We start from the raw sequence: 23,460 nt of genomic DNA, 5'->3' as shown, positions 1-23,460 counted from the left end.
ACCGCGGCGCGAACGCGGATCCTGTGCGGAAACGGATCCGCCGGGTCGGCGCGTTGTCTCGCCGCCCCGGCGAATACCGGGTTTCGTTCTAGAGTGGGCCTACCACCAGGAGCTGCGCCCAGTACTCGGCAGCGCCCGGACCCAACAACGGCAACAGGAAATCGAACAACAGGTAGGACATGTACTGCTTACCTTCCACACGCCAACGGACCATCTCACTGCAGTGGAAGTACCACCAGAACTCCCGGTAGCGCTCCCCCACCAGCACTACCCAGGCGGCAGCAATCCAGTCGCGACGCTATCACGATCGTGAAACACATCACAGCCGAAAGAACCAGGCGCGCACGCTGATCGCGCACTGTCGGAGGCGCTGGGCTCGAGCGCCGTACTCGCGCCGACCCAGCGGGAATCCGTACAAGCGAGGCAGGAATGGGCGCTCACGGGCAATCCCGGTCAACGAATGGAGCGAACCTCGGGATCGGAATCGGCCGACGCGGCCGACGCGGCTTCGGGCAACAACTGGTCCAAGTGGTACGGGTAGACGGTTTCGCCGGTGTGGTCCAGAGCGACGATATCCGCCCCGGTGCACCATTTGTTTCCGGTGATGCTGCGGCGCTCGACCGCGGTCAGACTTCCCGGCTTCGGGTCGAAAGCCGGGACGCGCAGAGCGAAGAAAAGCTCCTCGGCGCGGATGAGTTCACCGTCGAACGGGAATACCGCGACCCGCCGCCACAGGGGACCGCGCAAGGCAGCCGGATCCGCGGTGTAACCAGTCTCCTCCCACAGCTCGCGCACCGCGGCACTGCGCAGGGTCTCTCCCGGTTCCACGCCGCCGCCGATCGTGAACCAAAAGGAGACATCGGGGGTTTTGGGATCGTTGCCGCGCATGAGCAACACGCGGTCCTGTTCGTCGAGCAATACGATGCGCGCCGAGGTGCGAACCGTATCGACGGCAAGGCCGGTCGAGGCGGCCGGGGTGGCACGTTCGCTGATCTCGAAGTATGTCGGCAGCGGCGCGGTACCGCCCAGGTGCAGGATGCGGACGGGGCGGCGGGTGCGCAGGGCGAGGGTGTCGCGCACCGCGTCGTTGTGGAAGCGGCGGGCGATCAGCACCCGGGCTTCGGCATCGGCGAGTTCGGCGACCTGCTGCGGGCGCAACTGGCCGATATCGACCGTGGAAAGTGCTGCGGAAAGCTGATTTTCGATGGTTTCGCGGTCGGCGCGGCCCGCGCGCTCGGCCCGATCGGCGAGTGTGGTCAGTCGTCTGGCCTGCTCGACCAGCGCGGAATCGGCATGTGGGCCCGCGATGGCCACGGCGACCGACCTGGCCACCACCGCCCGCCGCGCCAGCGCACCGTCGAGGGCCTGCCAGGACTGATCCGACCGCACGTGCAGCCGGTCGAGTCGGTTGGCCGTCGAGGCCGCCCACAGACCGACCGCCACGACCACCGCCGCGATAAGCGCGAGTACGAGAACCGTTGTCGCGGAAAAGGTAATCATCGAACAGCCCTCACCTTGCTATCGCCGACAACCGCCGGCGCACCCGCCCGAACCTCATCCTGATCGCGAATGACGCGGTCACGAGACCATCATCCGGCAGCTCGCACTCGCGTATCACCCACGGTGACAGTCTCGTACACCCGCAGAATCTGTTCCGCGACCACCGGCCAGTCGTATTCGCCGACTACCTGGTTGGCGGTGTGGATCAGGGATTCGCGGCGAACGTCATCGGTGAGCAGGGTGTCCAGCGCCGCGGCGAGTCGAGCCGAATCCCCCACCGGGACGAGCATTCCCGCCGTGCCGTCACGCAATACCCGACGGAAGGCATCCAATTCGCTCGCTACCACGGCGGTTCCGGCTGCCATCGCCTCGATCAGGATGATGCCGAAGCTCTCGCCACCGAGGTTCGGCGCGACATACACATCCGCGCTGCGCATCGCCGAAGCCTTCTCCTCGTCCGACACCTGCCCGAGGAAGCGCAGATGCCCTGCGAGCGGCCCGGCCTCGCGCCGAAGTCGATCCTCGTCACCGCGCCCGACGATGAGGATCTCGACATCCCGATGTCTGCGCACCAATTCGGGTAGCGCGCCGAGCAGGACTTCCATCCCCTTGCGCGGTTCGTCATAGCGACCGAGGAATAGCACCGTCCCGCCCGCGCGCGGATACCCGGGCAGCATCGGCGCCCGGGCGAAGGCGGGCACGTCGACACCGTTGGGGATCTCCACCGCATCCGAACCGAGCGCCTCAACCTGCCAGCGCCGCGCCAACTCCGAGACCGCGATCCGACCGCTGATCTTCTCGTGATAGGGCCGCAGCACTCCCTGAAAGGTGCTCAGCACCAACGATTTCGTGGTCGAGGTGTGGAAGGTGGCCACGATCGGCCCCTCGGCGATCTTCAGCGCGAGCATGGACAGACTCGGCGCGTTCGGTTCGTGGATGTGCAGCACATCGAAGTCGTTACCGTCGATCCACCGCCGAATCCTGGTGTAGGCCATGGGACCGAAGGACAACCGGGCCACCGAACCGTTGTACGGAATCGCCACCGCGCGACCGGCCGACACCACGAACTCCGGCAGCGGCGTGTCCTCGGACGCGGGCGCGAGCACGCTCACTTTGTGGCCGCGTTCGATGAATACCCGCGCCAATTCCACGACATGGGCCTGCACGCCACCGGGGACATCGAACGAATAGGGGCAGACCATGCCGATTTTCATGGTGTCGTCTCCCCTTTGGCGCTGTCCATACCGGCCTGCGCCGCGGCGATCCTGGCTCGCCGCTGCGCCGAAAGGTCTTGCTCCCATTGTGGCTGCAACATGTGCCAATCGGCGGGATGCTCGGCGATATTGGCCGCGAAACGGTCGGCCAGCGCCTGGGTGGTCGCCGCGACGCCACCCGAAACATCCAGCGGCGCTTCGGTCTTCATCCCCCAGCCTTCGCGACCATCGGCATCGACGGTGAACCAGACGTGCACCGGAATCAGCGCGGCGCCGGTCTCGATGGCCAGCTTCGCCGCGCCAGCGGGCAGCCAGGTGCGCTCGCCGTACATGGTCACCGGGACACCCCTACCGGTCAGGTCCCGCTCGCCCATCAGGCAGACGACGTTGTTCGCGCGCAGCCGAGCGGCCAGCGCGGTGAACGGCGGCTGTTCACCACCGGTCAGCGGGAATACCTCGAAACCCAGGCTCTCCCGGTAGGCGACGAACCGCTCGAACAGCGACTCCGGCTTCAGCCGTTCCGCGACGGTCGCCAAGGTGCCGCTGTGGCCGACCAGCCAGACCCCCGCCGCATCCCAGTTCCCGGAGTGCGGCAGCGCCAGCACCACACCGCGTCCCCGTGCCAGTGCGGCATCCAGATTCTCCACGCCTTCCACGACCGAGCCGGTCAGTGCCGAGTGATCCATCGTCGGCAGTCGGAACGCTTCGCGCCAGTACCGGGCATAGGACCGCATGCTCGCGCGGATCAGCTCGTCGGGCACTTCGGCCGGACTCACACCCAGCACGCGAGAGAGATTGCGCCGCAACTGATTCGGCTCGCCACCGGCACGGAAGGCACGATTCGCCTTGTCCGCGAGGCGATTGCCGCCCCAATCGAAGGCCCGCCGCGCCGTCGATTCGGGCAGCGCGCGCACAACCCGCCAACCCGCCGCATAGGCCCAATCCGTCAGTCCGGACTTGATCCGCGAGCCGACGCCTTCGGACTGCGAACTCACGACCGCGCCTCGCTGGCGCTCGGCTCCGTCGTACGTGAAGGCGCACTGTGCTGATGGTTCACTCGCTGACGCTCGCTCACGAGGGCAACTCCGTCGCGTCCGCCGGATTCTGCGGCGGCGCGGGCGGAATCACGTCCCGCGCGCCGGGCGAATTCCGGACCGCCAATATCCGCTGGAACACCGTGATAATGCTCAACACCGCCAGAATCCACATCGCCACGTGCACGGCCCAGGTCAGCCATTCGATCCCCCAATACCCGCCGATACCGGTCAATCCGGCGCCGACCAACACAATGATCAGCCGATCCGGCCGCTCGATGAGTCCACCGTCCGCGGATAGGCCGCTCGCCTCGGCGCGCGCCTTGGCGTACGAAATCACCTGGGAGGTAACCAGAACCACCAGCGTGGCGGAGAGCAGCGGCCCACTGTGCTCGTGATACACCGCCCACCAGGCCAACCCGGCGAAAATGGCGCCGTCGGCCACCCGGTCGCAGGTGGCGTCGAGCACCGCACCGTATTTCGTGCCGCCACCGCGCGCTCTCGCCATGGCGCCGTCGAGCATGTCGAACATGACGAACAGCCAGATCACCATGGTTCCCCAGAACAGATGTCCGGTCGGGAACAGCGTGACCGCGGCCGCGATCGAAGCGACGGTGCCGATCACCGTCACGGCGTCGGGGGTGAGTCCGGTACTGACAAGCGCTCTGCCCAGCGGCGCAGTCGCTTTGGAGAACGTCTCGCGGCCGAAGAAGCTGAGCACCCTACTCGACTTCCTTCCACGCCGCCGAAAGCAGCGCCCGAGTTTCCCGCAGCAATTGCGGCATGACCTTCACACCGCCGACGACGGTGATGAAGTTGGCGTCCCCGCCCCAGCGCGGCACGATGTGCTGATGCAGGTGGTCGGCGAGTGAACCACCGGCCACCCCACCGAGATTCAGGCCGACATTGAAACCGTGCGGCCGCGAGACCCGCTTCATCACCCGAATCGCCTGCTGGGTGAACGACATCAGTTCGGCGCTCTCCTCGACCGTCAGATCCTCGAGGTTGGCCACCTTGCGGTAGGGCACCACCATCATGTGCCCCGGGTTGTACGGGTAGAGATTCAATACCGCGTAGACGTGCTCGCCACGGGCGATGACCAGACCGTCCTCATCCGACATTTTCGGAATATCGGTAAACGGGTGGCCTGTGGTGTCTTTCGGATTGGAAGTCGCGGCCTCGGCGATATAGGACATCCGGTACGGAGTCCACAGCCGCTGCAACCGATCCGGCTCACCCGCCCCGGTATCCACGATGCTCCCGTGCTCGTCCGAGTCCGCGTTCAATTCCGCGAGCCCGTCCGGCACCGTGCGCTCAGTCATGCTCTGTCCGATCTGGTATGCGCGGGGGCCCTCCGTGGTTACGCCCGCTGCCTCCTCCGGGCCCTGACCGCTCATACCGGGCCCTTCACCACAAAACCCTCGGCGGTCGGCGAGGCATTCACCCGGTTCGCGATCCATTCCACGATCGTGGCCACCGCTGCGGCGACCGGCACGCCGTTCACCTGGGTGCCGTCGCGGAAGCGGAAGCTGACCGCGCCCGCGTTCACATCGCGCTCACCGGCGAGCAGCATGAACGGGATCTTCTGAGCGGTGTTGTTGAAGATCTTCTTCTGCATCCGGTCGTCGCTGCGATCGACCTGTGCGCGAATGCCCGCGTCCTGCAGCTGCTCGATCACCGAATCCAGATGCGGCGCAAAGGTTTCCGCGACCGGGATGCCCACGACCTGCACCGGCGACAGCCAGGCCGGGAAGGCGCCCGCGTAATGCTCGGTGAGCACGCCGAAGAAGCGTTCGATGGAACCGAACAGCGCGCGGTGGATCATGACCGGTCGCTGCTTGCTGCCGTCGGAGGCGGTGTATTCCAGGTCGAAGCGCTCGGGCAGGTTGAAATCGAGCTGGATGGTCGACATCTGCCAGGTGCGGCCGAGCGCATCCTTGGCCTGCACGGAGATCTTCGGACCGTAGAAGGCGGCGCCGCCCGGATCCGGGACCAGCTCGAGTCCGGAATCGGTGGCCACCTTGCGCAGGGTCTCGGTGGCCTCTTCCCACATCTCCTCGGAGCCGACGAACTTCTTCGGATCCTTGGTGGACAGCTCGAGGTAGAAGTCGTCGAGGCCGTAATCGGCGAGCAGACCGAGCACGAATTGCAGCGTGCTGGTCAGCTCGGCGTGCATCTGCTCCTTGGTGCAGTAGATGTGCGCATCGTCCTGGGTCATGCCCCGCACCCGGGTCAGGCCGTGCACGACACCGGACTTCTCGTAGCGATAGACCGAGCCGAATTCGAACATCCGCAGCGGCAGTTCCCGATAGGACCGGCCGCGCGAGCGGAAGATCAGGTTGTGCATCGGGCAGTTCATCGGCTTGACGTAGTAGTCCTGGCCGGGCTTGCGGACCGTGCCGTCCTCGTTGAGCTCGGCGTCCAGGTGCATGGCCGGGAACATGCCGTCCCGGTACCAGTCCAGGTGACCGGAGACCTCGAACAGATGCCCCTTGGTGATGTGCGGCGTATTGACGAACTCATAGCCCGCGGCGACGTGGCGACGGCGCGAGTACTCCTCGAGCTCCTTGCGGATGATGCCGCCCTTGGGGTGGAACACCGGCAGACCCGAGCCGAGTTCGTCCGGGAAGCTGAACAGGTCCAGCTCCAAGCCGAGTTTGCGGTGGTCGCGGCGCTCGGCCTCCTCGAGCAGGTGCAGATGCTCGTCCAGGGCCTCCTGCGATTCCCAGGCGGTGCCGTAGATGCGCTGCAGATCCTCGCGGTTCTGGTCGCCGCGCCAGTAGGCGGCGGAACTGCGGGTCAGCTTGAAGGCGGGGATGAATTTGGTGGTCGGGATGTGCGGACCGCGACACAGATCGCCCCAGACCCTTTCGCCGGTGCGCGGGTCCAGGTTGTCGTAGATGGTCAGCTCTTTACCGCCGACCTCCATGACCTCCGGATCGTCGATACCGGACTTGTCGCTGATCAGCTCGAGCTTGAACGGCTCCTTGGCCAGTTCGACGCGCGCGTCGTCGACCTCGACCACCCGGCGCGAAAACCGCTGCGCGCCTTTGACGATCTTCTTCATCCGGGATTCCAGTTTGGCCAGATCCTCGGGGGTGAACGGCCGGTCGACCTGGAAGTCGTAGTAGAAGCCGTCCTTGATGGGCGGGCCGATGCCGAGCTTGGCCTCCGGGAACTCCTGCTGCACGGCCTGGGCCAGCACATGTGCGGCCGAATGCCGGATCACGCTGCGACCGTCCTCGGTGTTGGCCGCGATCGCCTCGACCTCGACATCGGTTTCCGGGGTCCAGGACAGATCCTTGAGGCCCTCCGCATCGCGCACCACGACGATGGTGTCCGGCCCCTTCGTCGGCAGCCCCGCCTCGCGCACCGCGGCACCCGCCGTCGTCCCGGCCGGCACCCGAACGAGGGCGACAGGGCTGATAGGTGCTGAGGTGGTCACGGCGAGAGACTCCTTGGCGTTCGCTGGCGGGCGTGTTCCCGCGCTGGTGCGGGCGGTTGCCCACGGGTCATCGTCGGAGGCGAATTTGCTCCGGCGCGACCATGCTATCGGCACCCTGGCGGCCCCGCGTCGATGGACTCGGATCGCCGCGTCGCCGATCGGCCGGTGTAGTTGCGCGAGACCAGAACGTGACATCGGGCAGTCTGGTTCGCCTCATGCGACCGCCGCGTTCGCGGTTCGGGTTCGATGCTGTGTTCCCGGCAGTGAGTCGACACGTACACAATCGGGCCGGTCCGGCGTTTTCTGCCGCATCCAGGCGAGACATCCACCCATCGTGGCGGGCGAGCATCCGTGTGCGACGCCGAATACCTTGCGGGCGATCAGCTTTCGGCGGCGAGCCGAGCCAGGAGCGTCTCGCGTTCGGCGGCGGGCCGCTTGGGGCAGCTGGTGCACATTTCGCAGCCGGGCACCTCGAAGACCAGGCAGCACGAGATCCGGCGGACAAAGGTCCGCCCCTCGACGTCCACGAACCGCGGAACCGGCAGCTTGCCGCCGACCTCGCTCGCGAGCCGCGTCCCAGCTTCGGGATTCCCCGCATCGAGAGCCCGGTTACCGATGGCATCGGCGGCAATCGCCCAGAGTGACGGCACTCCCGCACCGGAGACCGCCGCTACGGGACCGATCACGGCCGCCAAGGTCTCCCGCAACGCCTTCGCGCAGGCATGGCCCGGCGCGGCGTCGGACTCATGTGGTTCAGCACCGAGACCTACGCCGGTGGCGGAGTGGATGTGGACGCGTTCTATGCCACCGTCCGGACGGACCTCGCAGTCGAGGCGGTCCAAGAACGGCTCCGGAGCGGGTTTCTCGTTCGCGTAGGCGCGGGCGAGCTGCTCGACCAGCGCCGATGCGACCATGCACCACCACAGCGTGCCGGAGACGCGCGGTTCGGTGGTGCCCCATGAGCGGCCCATTTCCGCGATCCGCGCCGACAGCCAGTCCGGTTCGGTCAGGGTGCGGCCGGGGACCGTGTTCACCACTTCAGGGGACTGCGCAACCACTGCCATTCGACTCCGATCCAGCCGCCGACCAACCCGAATGTTCCCAATACCCATAGTGTCGCGAGCACCAGAACGAAGGTCACCACCGCCGCGAACACCTGCATGGCCGGACCTCGTGCGGAGTACCACGCCATACCCTGCCGATACTTGTCACGCAGCCAGCCGAGCGCCTGGCGCGCCCAGGCGAATTCGGTGGCGAGAATGCCAAGTCCGGCGAAGACGATCGCCCAACCGGGTCCGGGATAGGGAATCGCCAGGATTCCGACGACCAGCACCGCGATGCCGACCACCGCGACCCCGATCCGGTAGGCGAGGTTCAGCGTAGGCCGCGCGGCCAGCCGGGCGCGGAAGGCGCGCCATCCGGTGTGGGTGGGTTCGGACTCCAACTCGACACTCATCTCCACCAGCCTACGAGCGATATGCGTGGACCCGCCCGAGCGAGGTCGGGCGGGTCCAGCTGCCATCAGCTCAGACGAGTTCCGGCGTGTCCCGCGCGCCGTTGTCGTCGATATGGGCGAGGCCGTTGACGGTCACCTCGATAACGCGCGCGCTGGCGATATCGAAGAACAACCCCGACACCGTCACCGCACGCTCGGCCATCGCCGCGCGCACCGCCGGATGCCGGTGCAGCGTCTCCAACTGCACGGCCACATTGACCATGCTCAGCTGATCGACCGCACCGAATCCGGCGGCCGCGGCCGCCTGCGCCACCGGATGCCCGAGTTGGAACCGCTCCAGGCTCGGATGGGCATGCGCGAGCCACGGCCCGATTCCCGGTCCACCGTCGGTACCGGAGTGCAGCGCCTTCATCGCACCGCAGGACGAATGGCCGCACACCACGATGGACCGCACATTCAACTCGTTGAGCGCGAAGACCAGTGCGGCCTCCACCGACGCGTCACCGCTGTCCGGCACCAGATTGCCCACATTGCGTACGGTGAACATGTCACCGGGACCGCTGTTGGTGATGATGTTCGGAACCACTCGGGAGTCCGCGCAGGTCAGGAAGAAGGTGTCGGGATCCTGACGGTCACGCAGTTCGTCCAGATGCGGCCGCACGACATGGGCATGGCTGCGGTGGTACGCAGCGACTCCTGAGGTCACCCGGTCGGCAGTGCTGTCATCGCCGCGCCACGGGCCGAGGATTTCGTCGAGCACCGCGCGTCCGAACCCGCGGGCGGGCGGACCGGCGGTCGCGTGCGCCATTCGCGCACTACCGATTTCCACGAAATCGACTGTGCCGCCGCTGCTTTCCTGCTGACGAACCCAGTCCTCGATGGCCTCGAAGGCGGCGTGGTCGAGGAAGTCGACCGTCATCTCGACGGTAACGTCCACGCCTGCGGGCACTTTCGCGAATTCCGCGGACAGCTTCGGCAGCGCGAGGAAGGTGCAGGAGCCGTCGATGGTGAGCAGCCAGCGCTGCGAACCGGGAATCTGCTCGGCCGCCACGGCGACTCGAACTACGCGCCACAGCAGCAACCCGAAAGCCAGTGCCAGACCGATGATTACGCCTTCCAGCAGATTCAGGAAGACCACGCTGACGATGGTGACGGCATAGATGAGTAGATCGCCGGTGCGCCTGGCCATCTTGATGTGCGCCAGTTTGACCAGCTGGATACCGATGACGATCAGCAGACCCGCGAGCGCGGATTTCGGAATCTGCTGCACCACCCCGGCGAGGACGACCGAGAACAGCAGAATCCAGAAGCCGTGCAGCACGGCCGATGCGCGGCTGCGCGCACCTGCCTGCACATTGGTGGCACTGCGCACGATCACGCCGGTGACCGGCAGACCACCTAGTAGACCCGAGAGCACATTGGCCGAACCCTGACCGATCAGCTCGCGGTCGAAATTGGTGCGCTTACCGGTGTGCATCTTGTCCACGGCCACCGCCGATAGCAGACTCTCGACGCTGGCGATGAGCGCGATGGTCACAATCATCAGCGCGACCGCGGACCAGTTACCACTGGGAATGTCCGGCAGTCCGATGGCGTCGAACAGCGAGCCGTTCAACACGATTCGCTCGGCCTCGAACGGCAGCACCAGCGACAACGCCGTGCCGACCAAGACCGCCACCAGCGGTCCCGGCACCACCCGAACCTTGGCGGGCACCCGGCGCCAGCCGAGCATGATCGCGATGACCACCGCGCCGATGATCGCGTCATCGCCGTGCAGCGACAACAACTGCGACGGCAACTGGGTGATGTTGTTCCAGGCCGAACTGCGCGAGGACCCACCGAGCAGCACGTGAACCTGTTGCAGCGCAATGGTTATGCCGATGCCCGCGAGCATCGCGTGCACCACCACCGGTGCGACGGCCAATGCGGCTCGCGCAATCCGGCTGAGCCCGAATAGGATTTGCAGTACACCGGCCACGACAACGATGAATGTCGTTGTTCGCCAGCCGAATTGGTTGATGGATTCGGCGACGACAACGGTCAGACCCGCAGCGGGTCCGCTGACCTGGAGCACCGAACCGCCGAGCGTGCCAGCGACGATGCCGCCGATGACGGCGGCGATGAGTCCGGCGGCGACGGGCGCGCCGGAGGCGACGGCGATGCCGAGGGACAGCGGCAGCGCTACCAGGAAGACCACGATGGAGGACGGTAGATCGTGGCGCAGAATCGATGTCAGACGATCGGACAGAGGTTCGGAACTGCGATGGCCCTTGCCCTGTTCAGTGGGCGGTAACGGTGGTGCGGCTACAGCGCTATCAATAGCCATTGACTTCTCCTTCGCCGACTCGACGCGAACGCCGAGGTCGGTTGACGATCAAAATGTCCAGCAGGGCACAGACCGCGAACCGGCATATCGCGGTGAAGCAGTTCCCGACACAGCGATGGGTCGAGAGGTAAATCGCGTCAAGGCTATTGGTAAAGACTTAGCAAAGCCTGAGAAGTTGCCCCAAAGTGCTCGAATCCATACCTCCGAATCGGTGTGAAAAGCGCCACATCCGCGCCGAGTTCGCCTGTCGGGCCGCATCATTCGGCCCGACAGGCCGCGGGTTAGACAGGCTCGGCAGCCACGCCACGCACGTCGGCCAACCCATCGAACGCCTCGACCGTCAACTCGTCGTCGAACTCGGCGATGCCGTCCATGGTCACCTCGATGACCCGTGCGGTCGCGAGATCGAAGAACAGTCCGGACACCGCCACTCCCCGCTCCTCCATCCCGCGCCGAACCACGGGGTGGGCATACAGCCGCTCGAGTTGCAGTGCCACATTCACCATGCCGAGCTGGTCGACCGGGCCGAATCCGGCGAATGCCGCGGCATCGGCGACCGGGTGTCCGAGCCGGAACCGGTCCAGGCTCGGCCGCGCGTGGGCGAGCCAGTCGCCGAGCCCCGGTCCGGTGCGAACTTCCCGATGCAGTGCATCCATTGCCCCGCAACCGGAGTGCCCGCAGACGACCACGGCCCGCACGTCCAGCTTCTCCAGCGCGTAGACCAGCGCGGCCTCCACCGAGACATCACTGCCACCGGCCGGGACCAGATTGCCCACGTTGCGGACCGTGAACAGGTCCCCCGGCCCGCTGTTGGTGATGACATTCGGCACGATCCGGGCGTCGGCGCAGGTCAGGAAGAATGTGTCCGCATCCGGCCGGTTGCGCAATCCATGCAGGTGCGGGCGCATCAGATGGGCGTGGCCGCGGTGATAGGCAGTGATACCGGCGGCAATCGGATCCGTCCGATTACCCGTCCGCCGCCACGGACCGATGACCTCATCGATGACCTGGCGAGAGCGCCCACGTTCGGGCGGCCCCGCCACCGCGGTCGCCATTCGCGCGCTGCCGATTTCGACGAAATCGACTGTGCCACCGGTGGCCTCACGCAGACCGGCCCAGTCGGTGATCAGCTCACAGGAGGCGTGGTCGAGGAAGTCGACCGTCATCTCGATGGTCACGTCGACGTCGGCGGGGACCTTCGCCAGTTCCGCGGTCAGCTTCGGCAGCGCGAGGAACGTGCAGGTGCCATCGATGGTGACCAGCCAGCGCCCGGCGTCGACCATCTGTTCGGCGTGAATGGTCACCCGCACCACCCGCCACAGCAGCAGGCCGAAGGCGAGCACGAGCCCGATCACCATGCCCTGCAACAGGTTCAGGAATACCACACCCAGCACCGTGACCACGTAGACGAACAGATCGCCGGTGCGCCGGGCCAACCGGATATGGGCCAGCTTCACCAGTTGCACCCCGATCAGGATGAGCAGCCCCGCGAGCGCCGCCTTGGGAATCTGCTGCACCAGCCCGGCCAGCGCGACGGCGAACAGCAGGATCCACACACCGTGCAGTACCGTCGCGGCCCTGGTCCGCGCACCGGCATGGGCATTGGTAACGCTGCGAACGATCACGGCCGCGATCGGCAGACCACCCAGCAGACCCGACACCACATTGGCCGAGCCTTGCCCGATCAGCTCACGATCGAAATTTGTTCGATGGTCGGGCCGCGACTTGTCCACCGCGACGGCCGACAGCAGGCTCTCCACACTGGCGATCAGCGCGACCGTCACCATGGCCATCACGACGGCGAACCAACTGCCGGACGGAATCGCGGGCAATCCGATGGAATCGAGCAGCGACCCGTTCAGCACGACCCGCTCGACACGAGTCGGCAGTACCAGCGACAGGATCGTGGCGACCATTACCGCAACGAGCGGTCCCGGCACCACGCGGATCGTGCGCGGGAGGAACTTCCAGCCGATCAGGATGACTATCACCACCAGTCCGACGAACAGATCGCCGTGATGCACCGACATCAACTGATGCGGCAGCTGGGTGAGGCTGGCGAACGACGAACTCAGCGAGTTGCCGCCGAGCAGAATATGGACCTGCTGCAGCGCGATGATGACGCCGATACCGGCGAGCATCGCATGGACTACCACCGGCGCGATGGCGAGCGCGCCACGCGCAATCCGACTGAGCCCGAACAGAATCTGCAATAGACCCGCGCCAATGGTGATGAAACAGGTAGCGGCCCAACCGAATTGGTGCACACTCTCGGCGACGACGACGGTGAGGCTCGCCGTCGGCCCGCTGACCTGGACGGCCGAGCCGCCTAGTAGCCCGGCGACGACGCCGCCGACGACGGCGGCGATGAGACCAGCGGCGACCGGCGCGCCGGAGGCAACCGCTATGCCGAGTGAAAGTGGTAGTGCGACAAGGAAAACCACGACCGAGGCGGGCAGGTCATGGCGGCCGACGGCGGCGAGACTCACTGGAAGACTTGCGCGAAGCGGCGACGTCCGTGGTGCGGAATCGGTGTCGGTGGACATAATTCTCCTTCGCCGAAACGGCGTGGAGCCGATCGGTTCATCGGTCGAACATGTACTGGCATCGAAAGCGAGCGGCGGGCGAAGCTTTCTGGAGAACGCTGGGTGCTGCATGTGCTCCGCATGGAGCAACTTCGTGGAGCAGTGACCCCATGGCGTGAAGGTCAGGCGCAATAGTAAAGACTTAGCAAAGCGCATGGAAAGGTTTATGTTGCAGATGTGGTCAACTGCTACCAAAATGTGACCCAAGTCACAGCATGAGGCGTGAGAGGGCCCCAATTCGAGGACAGTCGGATTCGCGGCAGACATTGCGCCGATACGAAAGGGGGTCGGGCACTCGTAGTGCACCGACCCTTTGTTCCAATGAGTGGTCCCAGCTGGTTTCGAACCAGCGACCTTCCGCGTGTGAGGCGGACGCTCTCCCACTGAGCTATGGGACCGAACTTGGCGTTGGAGCGGCGGCAGAGCAGCCGTTCGAACGAGATGGAACCTTAGCACGCACTACCGGCGTGCCACCAAATCGCCACCCCGACACGGGCGATCGGCTGTCGAACTTTGCGACCGACGTTGCTTTTGGGTCGTGAATTACCAAGGGGTGCAGCAAGTCCCGGAGGGGTCGTTCACATGCACAGGCACCATCGCGCTTCGCGGGCTATGGCATCCGAGAGCGCGGAGTTCCGCTTCGATCCCGCCCAGCGGCATCGTCAGTTGCCATCGGGCGCGGTAACACTTCGCCAACGTTCCCGATGGCAATTCGGAAGCGCCCAGACGAAGCGCGACTCTGCCGATCCGAGCCTCACTGCCCGGGATGCGCCTTATCTTGCCGCGCGAACAACACCCGTGTAATTCAACTTCACGCCGTTCTACCAGCGGATTTGTAGGTTGCGCCGAACGTCGGCTAATGTTCTGTCTCGCACCACGGAGGGCCGCGAGCCCCCGGAGATGCAAATGCGGATGTAGCGCAGCTGGTAGCGCATCACCTTGCCAAGGTGAGGGTCGCGGGTTCGAATCCCGTCATCCGCTCGAGGAGTAGGGCCAGGCAATAGTTAAAGCCTTCCCCCTTCGCACGGTGGAGTGGCCGAGTGGTGAGGCAACGGCCTGCAAAGCCGTGCACACGGGTTCGATTCCCGTCTCCACCTCGCGCGATTAGCTCAGCGGGAGAGCGCTTCCCTGACACGGAAGAGGTCACTGGTTCAATCCCAGTATCGCGCACCACCGTTTTACCAGATCAGGCCCGGTTTCCACCGGGCCTGATCTTATTTGTGCCCACCCTCGGACTTGCCGAAGCTGGAGGCGCGTCATGGCGCCTCGCCACGGCCCCGGCGGCTACCCGCGTATGCGACCTCGCGCAGTTGTCGGATTACCTTCGGGACCATCTCGACCTCGGCGGGATGATTGATCATCGGGTCGAAGTAGTCGGTCCGGTGCTCGCCCTCGGCCAGGCGCAGGTTGATCTCGGCGAGTTTGCTGGTCCGGCCGCCGATGGGGCTGCCGACCAAATCGAAATGCACCTCGTGTTCGCCCAGGTATTCTTCCAGGGCTTCGATGGACGCGGAGTTCGGTTGTGCCGCATCGGGTTCGGCGAACACCCAGGTAGGCGTCGAATTGCCGAAACGGTACGGCATCAGGCCGCCGTACCTGGCGCGGGCCCAGCCGGTAGCGACGGTGATCACGAACCGCCCCACCGTGCTGCGGCCCGTGGTCGCCAGGGCGAAGTCCCATGGCTTGTCGTCGCGATCCAGGACGCGAAAGGCGAACCCGAGCACATCCGGCACGGCTCCCGGCAGCCCGGTGCCCTTCGACATACGGGCGATAACGGCCCGTTCCCCGCTGCCGAACAGGTTCTCGAACTGGTATTCGGCGTGCAGCCTGCCCGACAGGTTCAGCCCATCAGGATGGAGGACCCGCGCGTGACGGAGCCTGGCTCCGGCTGCGAACGCGCTTCGCACGACTGCGGCAGATAAATCGACCATGGCGAGCCCTCCGAGGTAGGCGATGTGTTGTCTCCCGGTTGCCCCGCGGGTAGCCGGATAAACGGTAGGCGATCTCGAGGTGGCGATTACCGCCGGATACGGCGGTAGCGAGGCATTGCGGTACGAGTCGTGGTCAGGTCGATGCGGTGCCGGGAGGCTGGGTTCGGCGGGGGCGCGTGCTATCGATGACGCCCGCCAAGGGACGGCCCTGGCTGATGGTGAGGACGGTTTGGGCCAGTTGGCTGCAGGTGTCGTCTACCGCCTGACGGGCGCGGTCACGTTGCGCCGTCATGGTGGCGTGTAGCAGGGCGGTTAGGGCGACCGAGCCGTTGAATGCTTGCAGGGTGATCATTTTGGTGGTCAGGTCGAGGCCAGTGAAGGCCGGGAAGTCGCGGGCCGCCGCGACGATGGCGACCGTCGAGGCGATCAGGGCGCAGGGCAGGGCGCCGGACAGGTGGAAGCGCATCGCGGCCCAGATCAGGAAGGGGAAGACCAGGAAGAGCAGGTTCGCCGAAACCGCGGTGGCCGTTACCGCAACAACGAATGTGCCCACCACGAGGATCGCGGCCTCGATCACTCGTAATGGGCTCAGTGCCTTGGGTATTCGAATACTTTTGCCGACGAGGATGAGCGGCGCGATCAGGAGCACGCCCATGGCATCGCCGGTCCACCAGACCGACCAGGCGCCCCAGAAACCGTGGGCAGGTACCGTCCCGGCCAGCACCAGGGCCACGGTACCCAGCGTGGCACTGATCAGCATGGCGGCGAGGGCACCGAGGAAGACGAGTTCGAGTGCGTCGCGGACGCTGTCGAAATCGCTGCGGAACCCGACCCTCTTGAGGAGCAGGTACGCGACCACCGGGGCAACGGTGTTGCCGAGGGCGATCATGAGGACGGCAGGAAGCGTCGGCCCGAGCAGGGCATTCACCGCCAATGCGCCGATCGTGATACCCGGCCAGGTACGCAGGCCGAACAGGAACAGACAGGCAAGGGCGACCCCGGTCGGTGGCCACAGCGGCGTGATTTGATCGCCGACCAGGGCCGAACGCAACCCGACCTCGGCAGCCACGAAATAGGCGACCGCCGCGACAACCATCCACAGCGCCTGCTCGGCGTGGCTGCGGAAACGACCCACACCGTGAGCATAGAACCGTTTCCCACGACGATCAGGAAATATCGACCACAGCGACATCGAACCCGCGGCCGCCCGTCGGTGGGATCGGCTGGGTTGTCGGTGGTCGGCATTAGGCTTTGGCGCACATGTCGAGTGGAGCCGAGTCGTGGTCAGGGGTGCAGGTGACGGCAAGTGAGGCCGATGGGCGCGATCGCGCCGCCGACGGTGCCGATACCGATGTGCTCGACGATATCGCCGGGGATGTGTCGTTCGATCTCGAGGAGATCAACGAGCTATTGGGGGAATTGATCGAGATGCGGGGGGACCGCAAGCGGCGCGATGCCGAAATCGTGGGGTTTCGGCTGGGAGTGAGCGGGGCGGCGCCGGAGACGTTGGCGCGGATCGGTGCTCGATTCGACCTGTCACGGGATCGGGTTCGACAGTTGCATACCCGGGCGGTGGCGCAGATTCTGCGGGAAGCGCAGTTGAGTGGACATCGGGCGGCCGAGGTCTTCGGGGCGCGGTATCCGGTCGGGACACGGGATCAGCAGTTGGTGCGGGCGCTGCTGGTGGAGACCTATGCGACGGATACCGATCTGGCCGCCAATGAGTTGGCCTATCTGAAGCTGCGGTTGGCGGGGCATGCGGGCGAGGACGCCAAGCGGGTGGCCGGATACGTCATGCAGCGGATCATGGCGTGGCAGAAGAAGACGAACCGGCGGTTGGCGAAACTGCACGAACCGGCGGCGACAGATGAGCTGAATTCGTGGCTGGGACAAGTCGATTGGCCCGCCTCCGTACCGGTCCCCGCTCCGCTGCCGATCGTCTCGGCGCGGACCGTCGACGGCGATGACGAAGGACGCGGCCGGTTCTATCTCGACAAGGTCGGACGCGATATCGGGTTCGATTCCGGACTGGAGGCTCGGCTGCTTCGGACGGTGAATGCCAGCGATCTGGTCGAGACGTTCCAGGAGCAACCGAGTGCGGTCACCTACGAAATAGACGGCGCGGAGCGGATCTACTACCCCACCATCGGCGCACGGCTGGCCGACGGCCGCGTGGTCCTGATCGATGTCGAACCGCTGGGACATGTCGGCTTCCACATCAATCGGATCAAATCGGCGGCAGGTCGCGCCCATGCGCATGCCAACGGCTGGGGCTGGCTGGTGTGGACCGGCAGCAAGATCGGGATTCCAGATCTATTGCGGCGCAAGGTAGCCGCGGAGGTCGAGAATCGACTGCGGGAGCTGGTCGAGCGCGGACCGGTGTACTGGTCCGCGCTGCGAGAGTTGCGCGCCGAGGTCGAGCTGGATCTGCTCGACCTGATCGCGCTGGTGCTGCGCAACGAATGGCGTTGGGACCGTGCGCCGTTCCGCTTGACCGGCGCGCACCCCGACTGAACCGGCTCAGCGCACGAACATCGCCCCGGCGATGAATGTCACGATCAGCATCATCGCGCAGCAGGTGATCAGCTGCCAGTGGCCGATCGCCTTCTGCATGTTCACGATGGTGGCGCGCAGGCTGGCGTCGATGCGGTGGTGATCGTCGAGCTTGCGCCTGACCTCGGCCAGCGAGTCCGCGCGTTGCTGTGCGGAATCCTCGGCGCGTTCCAGCCGGGTGGTGAGCTTCATGATCTGTTTCTGCTTGTCCCGCACGGTTTTTCGGGACAGGGCCAGGGTGGTGCGTTGGTTGACCAACTCCTGGCGCTGCCGAGCGATGACGCTGGCCTGCGTCCTCGTGTGGTGTTCCCAGTCGGTCACGGTGGCCCATCCTCCTGTCATCACATCGCGGTAGCCCCACGCGATTTCACCCCGCACCCAGCCGTACAGGAAATCACGCAGTTCATAGGGTTCCCGGCGCGGCACGACGAGCGCGCTGTTCGAGGCATCCAACATGCCGTCTTCGGCCCGGTAATCGCACGCGGGCGGCGCGAAGTCGGCAATGCCGAGTGCGGGCAGATGCCCGACCCAGTAGCCCGGCGGGCACAGCCACAGCACCCCGTCACATCCGGAGGCGCGCAGCCGTGCCGTGTGGTGTTGCGCCGACTCCCGATCCAGCGGGCCGGTGCGGACCTCGATGGCATACTGCCGCTCGCCGCTGCGCCACAGCACGTCCACCGGGACGTCACCCACCCGGCGATCCACCTCGGCCAGGTCCGCACCGTAGGACGCGAGCCGACCACACAGCCAATATTTCAGCCGCTGGATATCCCATTGCGCGGCGGCACATTCCGGACATGTGCAGCCGTATCCCCCGGCTCCCACCGCTCCGCCGACGGGTGCGCGTCCATCCGGCACCCTGGTATCCGCGACGCGACTGTCCGATAACCCCAATTCGGCGAGCATCGCCCGACGCCCGCACGCCCGCTCGACGCGCTGCTTCGTTCTCACGCGACCTCACCCCTGCCCAAAACCACCGCAGGTCAGGTACGACCTACGCCATAGATCAAGAGTGCGTCAGCTTTGGCCCGGCCGCCAGCCCCCTATACCCCGCGCTCGGGTGCGCCACCACCTGCGAACACGCTCCGACCTGCCGATGTGTGCTGTCTCACAAGAGATTTCATTGCGACACGCGAGAGCATCGCCACAGTTATTCCGGTGATTGATAGTTGCGGCCATTCCTGGGACACGGACCGCTGCCGCCGAATCAGCGGACGAAAGCCGCCGGGTAACCGGACGAAAGGTGCGCAGCGCGGCCACGGCCGGTACTCGAGCCGGCGTCGGTACCGATCGACAGATAGAATCGGCCGGCCACGAGCGGAGTTTCGGGCAATACGGGGAAGAAGGTATGGGATGGACCACGACGAGCGGAGTGGCGAATCGATCGGCGCACTCTTGTCGAGTCTCGCGACGACCCTGCGTGAGGTGAGCAGCAAGCTCGACGCGGTCGCCGCGCACGTGGACGACGACCGTAATCTCGCCGGTCGCTTGGCCAAGTTGGAGGCGTGGGCTTTCCGTACGGGGGAGGATGTTTCCAAGATCGGAACACGGTTGGAGCAAGTCGTCACGGTCGAGGCGGGTGACGAAGCGGCCGAGCCCGCGCCGGGGATCCGTCCGGAGCCCGCTCCTTCGACCAGGGAACGGCGCGAACCGATCCCATCGCGACGTGACCGTCTCGATGCCGTCAACGGGCGCGCCGACACCACGAGCGCGCGTGCCGAGACCGGACGCAACGGCCTCCCGGATATCACGACCGTGCTCAGCGAAACGCCGACCGGGCGCAACAACCGTCCCGACGCCACCGGAACCGATGAGCGCCTCGAAACCGCGACCGGCCGCAACGACCGCGTCACGCCCACAACCGGCCCCAACGGGCGGCTAGCGACCCCGACGGGCGGCCTGGACACCCCGACCGGGCGTAACGAACGACTGGAAGATCCCGCGAACATCACGCCCCGCCCCGCACGGGCAGAATTCACCGCGCCGATCACTCGCACCGAACACCTCGAACCCTTCGGTCCCGCGACACCCAACGATTCCCTGTCCCTCCCGTCGCGGACGCCGCAACCCGTGCCGCCCGCGGCTCCCCCGACCTATCGCAGCGAAGCGCTGTCCGCACCCAGCTCGCGCCCCGATTGGCTCGACTCGGCCACACCGGCCCACACCGAGCCCGCCGCGCCGACCTACACCAACTCGCAACCCGCGAGCACCGGCGACCGACTCGAATATGGCTCGATCGGCGCCAGCAACGGCCGCCTGGAGCCGCTCACCTCCCCGCCCCGCAACGGCTACGAATCCGCCACGCCCACAACCCGTCCCGACACCGGCATGACCGCACCCCGCGCCGAGGACAACGGCGCACTGACTCCCGGCGCGCACCGCGCGGGCACCGGCGAGGACACCTCCCACGTCGACAAGCTGCAGGCCATGCTCGACGAACTCAAGCGCAACCCGCACGGCCCGTTCGGCCGTCCGGAACCGAGCTCGACGCCGAACGAGCTACCCGGTATAGACCCGAACTTCGCGATCCGCACCGAGGGCTGATCACCCGGCCGACGAGTCCAGACCGGCGAGGGTGTCGCGGATCAATTCGCGCAGCCATCGGTGGCCGCTGTCGGCGGTATTGCGGGGGTGCCACGCCATGGCGATGGCGATTTCGGGGAGGGGTAGGGGGATTTCGAAGGCGCACAAGCCGAGTGCGGTGCGTGTTGTCGCGGTGAGCGCGGCGGGGACGGGGCAGACCAGATCGCCGGAGCGGACCGCCAGCAGGGCGCTGGTCAGATCGGGAACAGTGGCCACGACGCGGCGGGTGCGGCCGTGCAGGGCGAGGCGATCATCGATGGGGCCGCGGGCGCGGGCGCGGCGGGAGATGCCGAGTTGGGCGGCCGCGGCGAACCGCGCCACCGTGACACGGTCGGTAATCAGCGGATGTTCCGGTGCGGCAACGCCGATCACGCGGTCGCGCAGGACGCGTTGCACGGTGGTCTCGGGATCGGTGTGCTCGATGACGCCGACCTCGACATCGACACGACCGTCGCGGAGTGCGGCGGTGCCCTCGTCGCGATCCGGGAGCAGATGCAGTGTCACCCCGGGCGCCTGCGCGCGGACGGCGGCCAGCAGCGGCGTCGCCAATTCGCCGAGAACCATATCGCCCGCCTGCACCGCGAAGTCGCGCTTGAGCGTGGCCGGGTCGAGTGCACCGCGCGGGGTGAGTAGCGTCCGTCCCCGCTGCACCAGAACGCTTACCTCGTAACGCAATTCGAGTGCGCGCGGCGTCGGCACCAGATTGCGGCCCGCGCGCACCAGCAGCGGATCGCCGAGCACGCGCCGCAGCCGCGCCAGCGTTCGGCTCATCGCGGGCGCCGAGGTGTGCAGCCGTTCGGCGGCCTCGGTGACGCTGTTGGTCTCCAGCAGCGCATCCAGAGCAACCAGCAGATTCATGTCGAGGGCGGCCACTCCTGGATTATCCAGAATGGAAAGACTGGTAACCAACATTGCACTGGCGATAATCCGTTGCGACGACCTCGGGGCGCTGTCACATCCGATCGTCGACTCGCATCGGAAGGGCAGCGCTCCCTATGCGGCATCGGTCACACACTGAACTCGCTCGACTCGAAACCCGTAGTCGCACTGCGAAAATCGACACCACCCTGTTTCGCTCCGGCATCCTGCGGCCGACCGCTATCACGCGGCATCGACTGGCGAGGGCCGAACGATCCCTTCCCCGCGATCGTCGACGCTGATCGAAACCGTATGTGCGCGCCACGGACGCACCTCGCCGCGGCGGCCGAGAGACAAATCGTCGGCGTCGAGGTACGCCCGGCCAACCCTGGGCGCATTACGAGCAATCGACCTAGGGCGTGCGCTGTTCGGCGGAGACCGGCGTCGCAGCTTCCGGCGCGGCTATCACTACCGGTCCCTTCGACCGCTCCGCGAGACCACGATACGAAGACGGCTTGATCGTCCGGAACCATTGTGCCGCACGGGTTCTGCGCGGCAGCCGGAATTTCAGGTCAGCGAGCATCTCATCGATATTGTGGATGGAGAACGGGGTGATCGCGCCGCCGTGTGCGTGATGGCCGCCCGTGCGTTCGGCCATCCAGCGCAGCCGCTTGTCGACATGCGCGGTCATCTCCTCCTGCGTCGGCAGGGCGAGTCGGCCACGCAGCAGTGCGGCGGTCCAATGCGCGCCGACCTCGGCGCCGAGCGTGCTGATGACCGAGGAGTTGTACCCGACGAAGCTCAGATTCGGCACGCCGATCGGCAGGATCTGGCGATACAGGCGGAAATTGCCATCCTCGTCGGTGAGTTGACGCTGCACGTACGGGGTGAGGAACGGCACCCGCTGGTGGAATCCGGTCGCGCAGATGACGATATCGGCCTGCAGGGTCGTACCGTTGGACAGTCGCACCTGATTCGCGGCCATTTCGGTGATAGTGCTGTCGCGGTGCACCGCGATCAGTCCCATTCCCACCCGCTCGAAGAAATCCTCGGTGACGAGACTGACCGTGCTCTCCGCGATGTCCTCGAAGCGCCCCTCCGGCACCAGACCCAGCTCGCGCAGATGCGACTTCTTGGTGGCGAGTTCCTGGATCACATCCAAGTTGCTGTCGCGGAAACTACGCCCGGAACCGTGCAGGAAACGCTCGATCCGCCCGAGCTTCTGATAGCGGAAATGCGCCTCCCCCAGCCTGGTCAGCATCAGCCGCTCGTAGTCGACCAGCCCGCGCGCCAACCCGCGCGGCATCTTCCACAGCAGTCGGCGGGCGACCACATTCGTCGACGCCGCGACATGACTGACCGCCTCGGCGATATCGCAGGCCGATTTGCCGTAGCCGACCACCACCACCGACTTGCCGCGCGCCCACTCGACATCCAGAAACTCCGAGGCGTGCCCGACCTGCCCGCCCGCCTGCCGGAACCGCTCGACGCCGGGAAAGTCGGGCACCGCGGGCTCGCTGAAAATTCCGTTGGCGATGACCAGATGGTCGCAGGAGGTGCGGTGGACGCCGATATGGTCGCGGATCTCCAGTAACCAGCCGCTGTCCACCGGATCGGCCGCGACCACCTCGGTGCCGAGCCGCAGGCTCTCGCCGAAGCCGAAGTGCCGCACGTACCCGTCGAGGTACTGCTGGATCTGCTGTCCGTCCGGCACGCGCGGATAGTCGTCGGGCATCGGGAAGTCGGAGAAGTGATACGTCTGTTTGCTGTTCTGTGCGCGCAGGCCGGGATACCGGCGCGTCGCACTCCATACTCCGCCGACGTCCGGGGTCCGATCGAATACCTCGACCGGAAATCCCTCCTGGCGCAATACCTTCGCGCAGGCAAGGCCTGCGATGCCCGCACCTACGATTGCGACGCGGTTCCCGCTCGTCATGGCACGGAGATTACGTCGCTCGCGCGAATGCGGCAAAGC

At 66.1% G+C, this 23,460-nt stretch carries 18 protein-coding genes and 4 tRNA genes; 5 read left to right on the top strand and 17 right to left on the bottom strand.

Annotation, left to right across the window (positions count from 1 at the left end; translation table 11 throughout):
• Window positions 1–88: 88 nt before the first annotated feature.
• The 12 genes from ACQP1T_RS14555 to ACQP1T_RS14500 all read right to left on the bottom strand — a co-directional run bounded on the left by ACQP1T_RS14555 (window position 89) and on the right by ACQP1T_RS14500 (window position 13,958).
• Entirely contained in the window at window positions 89–262 is a 174-nt protein-coding gene (locus ACQP1T_RS14555; protein ID WP_433760705.1) for a hypothetical protein, read from the bottom strand.
• A 191-nt stretch (window positions 263–453) separates the two neighbouring features.
• Complete coding sequence (locus tag ACQP1T_RS14550; RefSeq protein ID WP_433762202.1) at window positions 454–1,497, bottom strand: NUDIX hydrolase; 1,044 nt, start codon at window positions 1,495–1,497, stop codon at window positions 454–456.
• Between the two features lie 92 nt (window positions 1,498–1,589).
• Window positions 1,590–2,714, bottom strand: a complete 1,125-nt coding sequence (locus ACQP1T_RS14545) for a glycosyltransferase family 4 protein (protein ID WP_433760703.1) — start codon at window positions 2,712–2,714, stop codon at window positions 1,590–1,592.
• Window positions 2,711–3,709 (bottom strand): phosphatidylinositol mannoside acyltransferase, encoded by a 999-nt coding sequence (locus ACQP1T_RS14540; RefSeq protein WP_433760701.1) that lies wholly within the window; start codon window positions 3,707–3,709, stop codon window positions 2,711–2,713. Before ACQP1T_RS14540 ends, ACQP1T_RS14545 begins: the two co-directional genes overlap by 4 nt.
• Before the next feature lie 76 nt (window positions 3,710–3,785).
• Window positions 3,786–4,469 (bottom strand): phosphatidylinositol phosphate synthase, encoded by a 684-nt coding sequence (gene pgsA / locus ACQP1T_RS14535; RefSeq protein ID WP_433760699.1) that lies wholly within the window; start codon window positions 4,467–4,469, stop codon window positions 3,786–3,788.
• A 1-nt stretch (window position 4,470) separates the two neighbouring features.
• Window positions 4,471–5,070 (bottom strand): HIT family protein, encoded by a 600-nt coding sequence (locus ACQP1T_RS14530; RefSeq protein WP_433760697.1) that lies wholly within the window; start codon window positions 5,068–5,070, stop codon window positions 4,471–4,473.
• A 71-nt stretch (window positions 5,071–5,141) separates the two neighbouring features.
• Window positions 5,142–7,193 (bottom strand): threonine--tRNA ligase, encoded by a 2,052-nt coding sequence (thrS, locus tag ACQP1T_RS14525; RefSeq protein WP_433760696.1) that lies wholly within the window; start codon window positions 7,191–7,193, stop codon window positions 5,142–5,144.
• A 380-nt stretch (window positions 7,194–7,573) separates the two neighbouring features.
• Window positions 7,574–8,227, bottom strand: a complete 654-nt coding sequence (locus tag ACQP1T_RS14520) for a (2Fe-2S)-binding protein (RefSeq protein ID WP_433760694.1) — start codon at window positions 8,225–8,227, stop codon at window positions 7,574–7,576.
• Window positions 8,224–8,649, bottom strand: a complete 426-nt coding sequence (locus tag ACQP1T_RS14515) for a TIGR02611 family protein (protein ID WP_433760692.1) — start codon at window positions 8,647–8,649, stop codon at window positions 8,224–8,226. The genes ACQP1T_RS14520 and ACQP1T_RS14515 overlap by 4 nt, the downstream gene beginning before the upstream one ends.
• 70 nt (window positions 8,650–8,719) lie before the next feature.
• Complete coding sequence (locus tag ACQP1T_RS14510; RefSeq protein WP_433760690.1) at window positions 8,720–10,975, bottom strand: SulP family inorganic anion transporter; 2,256 nt, start codon at window positions 10,973–10,975, stop codon at window positions 8,720–8,722.
• A 281-nt stretch (window positions 10,976–11,256) separates the two neighbouring features.
• Window positions 11,257–13,521, bottom strand: coding sequence for a SulP family inorganic anion transporter (locus ACQP1T_RS14505; RefSeq protein ID WP_433760688.1), 2,265 nt, complete (start codon window positions 13,519–13,521; stop codon window positions 11,257–11,259).
• A gap of 365 nt (window positions 13,522–13,886) precedes the next feature.
• Window positions 13,887–13,958: transfer RNA gene (locus ACQP1T_RS14500), tRNA-Val, on the bottom strand.
• 510 nt (window positions 13,959–14,468) lie between these two features.
• Here ACQP1T_RS14500 and ACQP1T_RS14495 point away from each other — a divergent pair.
• From ACQP1T_RS14495 to ACQP1T_RS14485, 3 genes are all read left to right on the top strand, one after another.
• Window positions 14,469–14,541 (top strand) — tRNA-Gly (locus ACQP1T_RS14495).
• 45 nt (window positions 14,542–14,586) lie between these two features.
• A tRNA-Cys gene (locus ACQP1T_RS14490) sits at window positions 14,587–14,657 on the top strand.
• A 1-nt stretch (window position 14,658) separates the two neighbouring features.
• Window positions 14,659–14,733: transfer RNA gene (locus tag ACQP1T_RS14485), tRNA-Val, on the top strand.
• Between the two features lie 83 nt (window positions 14,734–14,816).
• On the opposite strand, the gene ACQP1T_RS14480 is transcribed toward ACQP1T_RS14485, so the two are convergent.
• Window positions 14,817–15,491 carry a phosphodiesterase gene (locus ACQP1T_RS14480; protein ID WP_433760687.1) on the bottom strand — a complete coding sequence of 225 codons (675 nt, stop codon included), beginning with the start codon at window positions 15,489–15,491 and terminating at the stop codon, window positions 14,817–14,819.
• A gap of 133 nt (window positions 15,492–15,624) precedes the next feature.
• Window positions 15,625–16,626: an MASE1 domain-containing protein gene (locus ACQP1T_RS14475; RefSeq protein WP_433760685.1), complete on the bottom strand. Its 1,002-nt coding sequence runs from the start codon at window positions 16,624–16,626 to the stop codon at window positions 15,625–15,627.
• A 161-nt stretch (window positions 16,627–16,787) separates the two neighbouring features.
• Between ACQP1T_RS14475 and ACQP1T_RS14470 the strand changes: the two genes are divergently transcribed.
• A complete protein-coding gene (locus ACQP1T_RS14470; protein ID WP_433760683.1) occupies window positions 16,788–18,005 on the top strand; it encodes a sigma factor-like helix-turn-helix DNA-binding protein in 1,218 nt (405 codons plus the stop codon).
• Window positions 18,006–18,011: 6 nt separating this feature from the next.
• Here the strand turns inward: ACQP1T_RS14470 and ACQP1T_RS14465 are convergent, their stop codons facing one another.
• Window positions 18,012–18,995: a hypothetical protein gene (locus ACQP1T_RS14465; protein WP_433760681.1), complete on the bottom strand. Its 984-nt coding sequence runs from the start codon at window positions 18,993–18,995 to the stop codon at window positions 18,012–18,014.
• A 402-nt stretch (window positions 18,996–19,397) separates the two neighbouring features.
• Here ACQP1T_RS14465 and ACQP1T_RS14460 point away from each other — a divergent pair, with 402 nt between their 5' ends.
• Window positions 19,398–20,588 (top strand): hypothetical protein, encoded by a 1,191-nt coding sequence (locus ACQP1T_RS14460; protein WP_433760679.1) that lies wholly within the window; start codon window positions 19,398–19,400, stop codon window positions 20,586–20,588.
• Here ACQP1T_RS14460 and ACQP1T_RS14455 read toward each other — a convergent pair whose 3' ends face one another.
• Window positions 20,589–21,539, bottom strand: coding sequence for a LysR family transcriptional regulator (locus ACQP1T_RS14455; RefSeq protein WP_433760678.1), 951 nt, complete (start codon window positions 21,537–21,539; stop codon window positions 20,589–20,591). It lies immediately after the preceding gene.
• Between the two features lie 358 nt (window positions 21,540–21,897).
• Window positions 21,898–23,421 carry a flavin-containing monooxygenase gene (locus ACQP1T_RS14450; RefSeq protein WP_433760676.1) on the bottom strand — a complete coding sequence of 508 codons (1,524 nt, stop codon included), beginning with the start codon at window positions 23,419–23,421 and terminating at the stop codon, window positions 21,898–21,900.
• Window positions 23,422–23,460: the final 39 nt, after the last annotated feature.

The sequence above is a fragment of the Nocardia sp. CA-135398 genome (assembly GCF_050955845.1).
GTDB lineage: Bacteria > Actinomycetota > Actinomycetes > Mycobacteriales > Mycobacteriaceae > Nocardia.
The sequence above is the reverse complement of the archived record's forward strand: the minus strand, read 5'-3'. Positions and strand labels throughout refer to the sequence as shown.

What these genes read in the sequence shown, in the direction of transcription:
- ACQP1T_RS14515 (WP_433760692.1), bottom strand. Translation starts at nt 8,649, where the DNA reads ATGAGTGTCGAGTTGGAGTCCGAACCCACCCACACCGGATGGCGCGCC.
- ACQP1T_RS14480 (WP_433760687.1), bottom strand. Translation starts at nt 15,491, where the DNA reads ATGGTCGATTTATCTGCCGCAGTCGTGCGAAGCGCGTTCGCAGCCGGA.
- ACQP1T_RS14455 (WP_433760678.1), bottom strand. Translation starts at nt 21,539, where the DNA reads ATGTTGGTTACCAGTCTTTCCATTCTGGATAATCCAGGAGTGGCCGCC.
- ACQP1T_RS14545 (WP_433760703.1), bottom strand. Translation starts at nt 2,714, where the DNA reads ATGAAAATCGGCATGGTCTGCCCCTATTCGTTCGATGTCCCCGGTGGC.
- ACQP1T_RS14450 (WP_433760676.1), bottom strand. Translation starts at nt 23,421, where the DNA reads ATGACGAGCGGGAACCGCGTCGCAATCGTAGGTGCGGGCATCGCAGGC.
- ACQP1T_RS14510 (WP_433760690.1), bottom strand. Translation starts at nt 10,975, where the DNA reads ATGGCTATTGATAGCGCTGTAGCCGCACCACCGTTACCGCCCACTGAA.
- ACQP1T_RS14530 (WP_433760697.1), bottom strand. Translation starts at nt 5,070, where the DNA reads ATGACTGAGCGCACGGTGCCGGACGGGCTCGCGGAATTGAACGCGGAC.
- ACQP1T_RS14460 (WP_433760679.1), top strand. Translation starts at nt 19,398, where the DNA reads ATGGACCACGACGAGCGGAGTGGCGAATCGATCGGCGCACTCTTGTCG.
- ACQP1T_RS14505 (WP_433760688.1), bottom strand. Translation starts at nt 13,521, where the DNA reads ATGTCCACCGACACCGATTCCGCACCACGGACGTCGCCGCTTCGCGCA.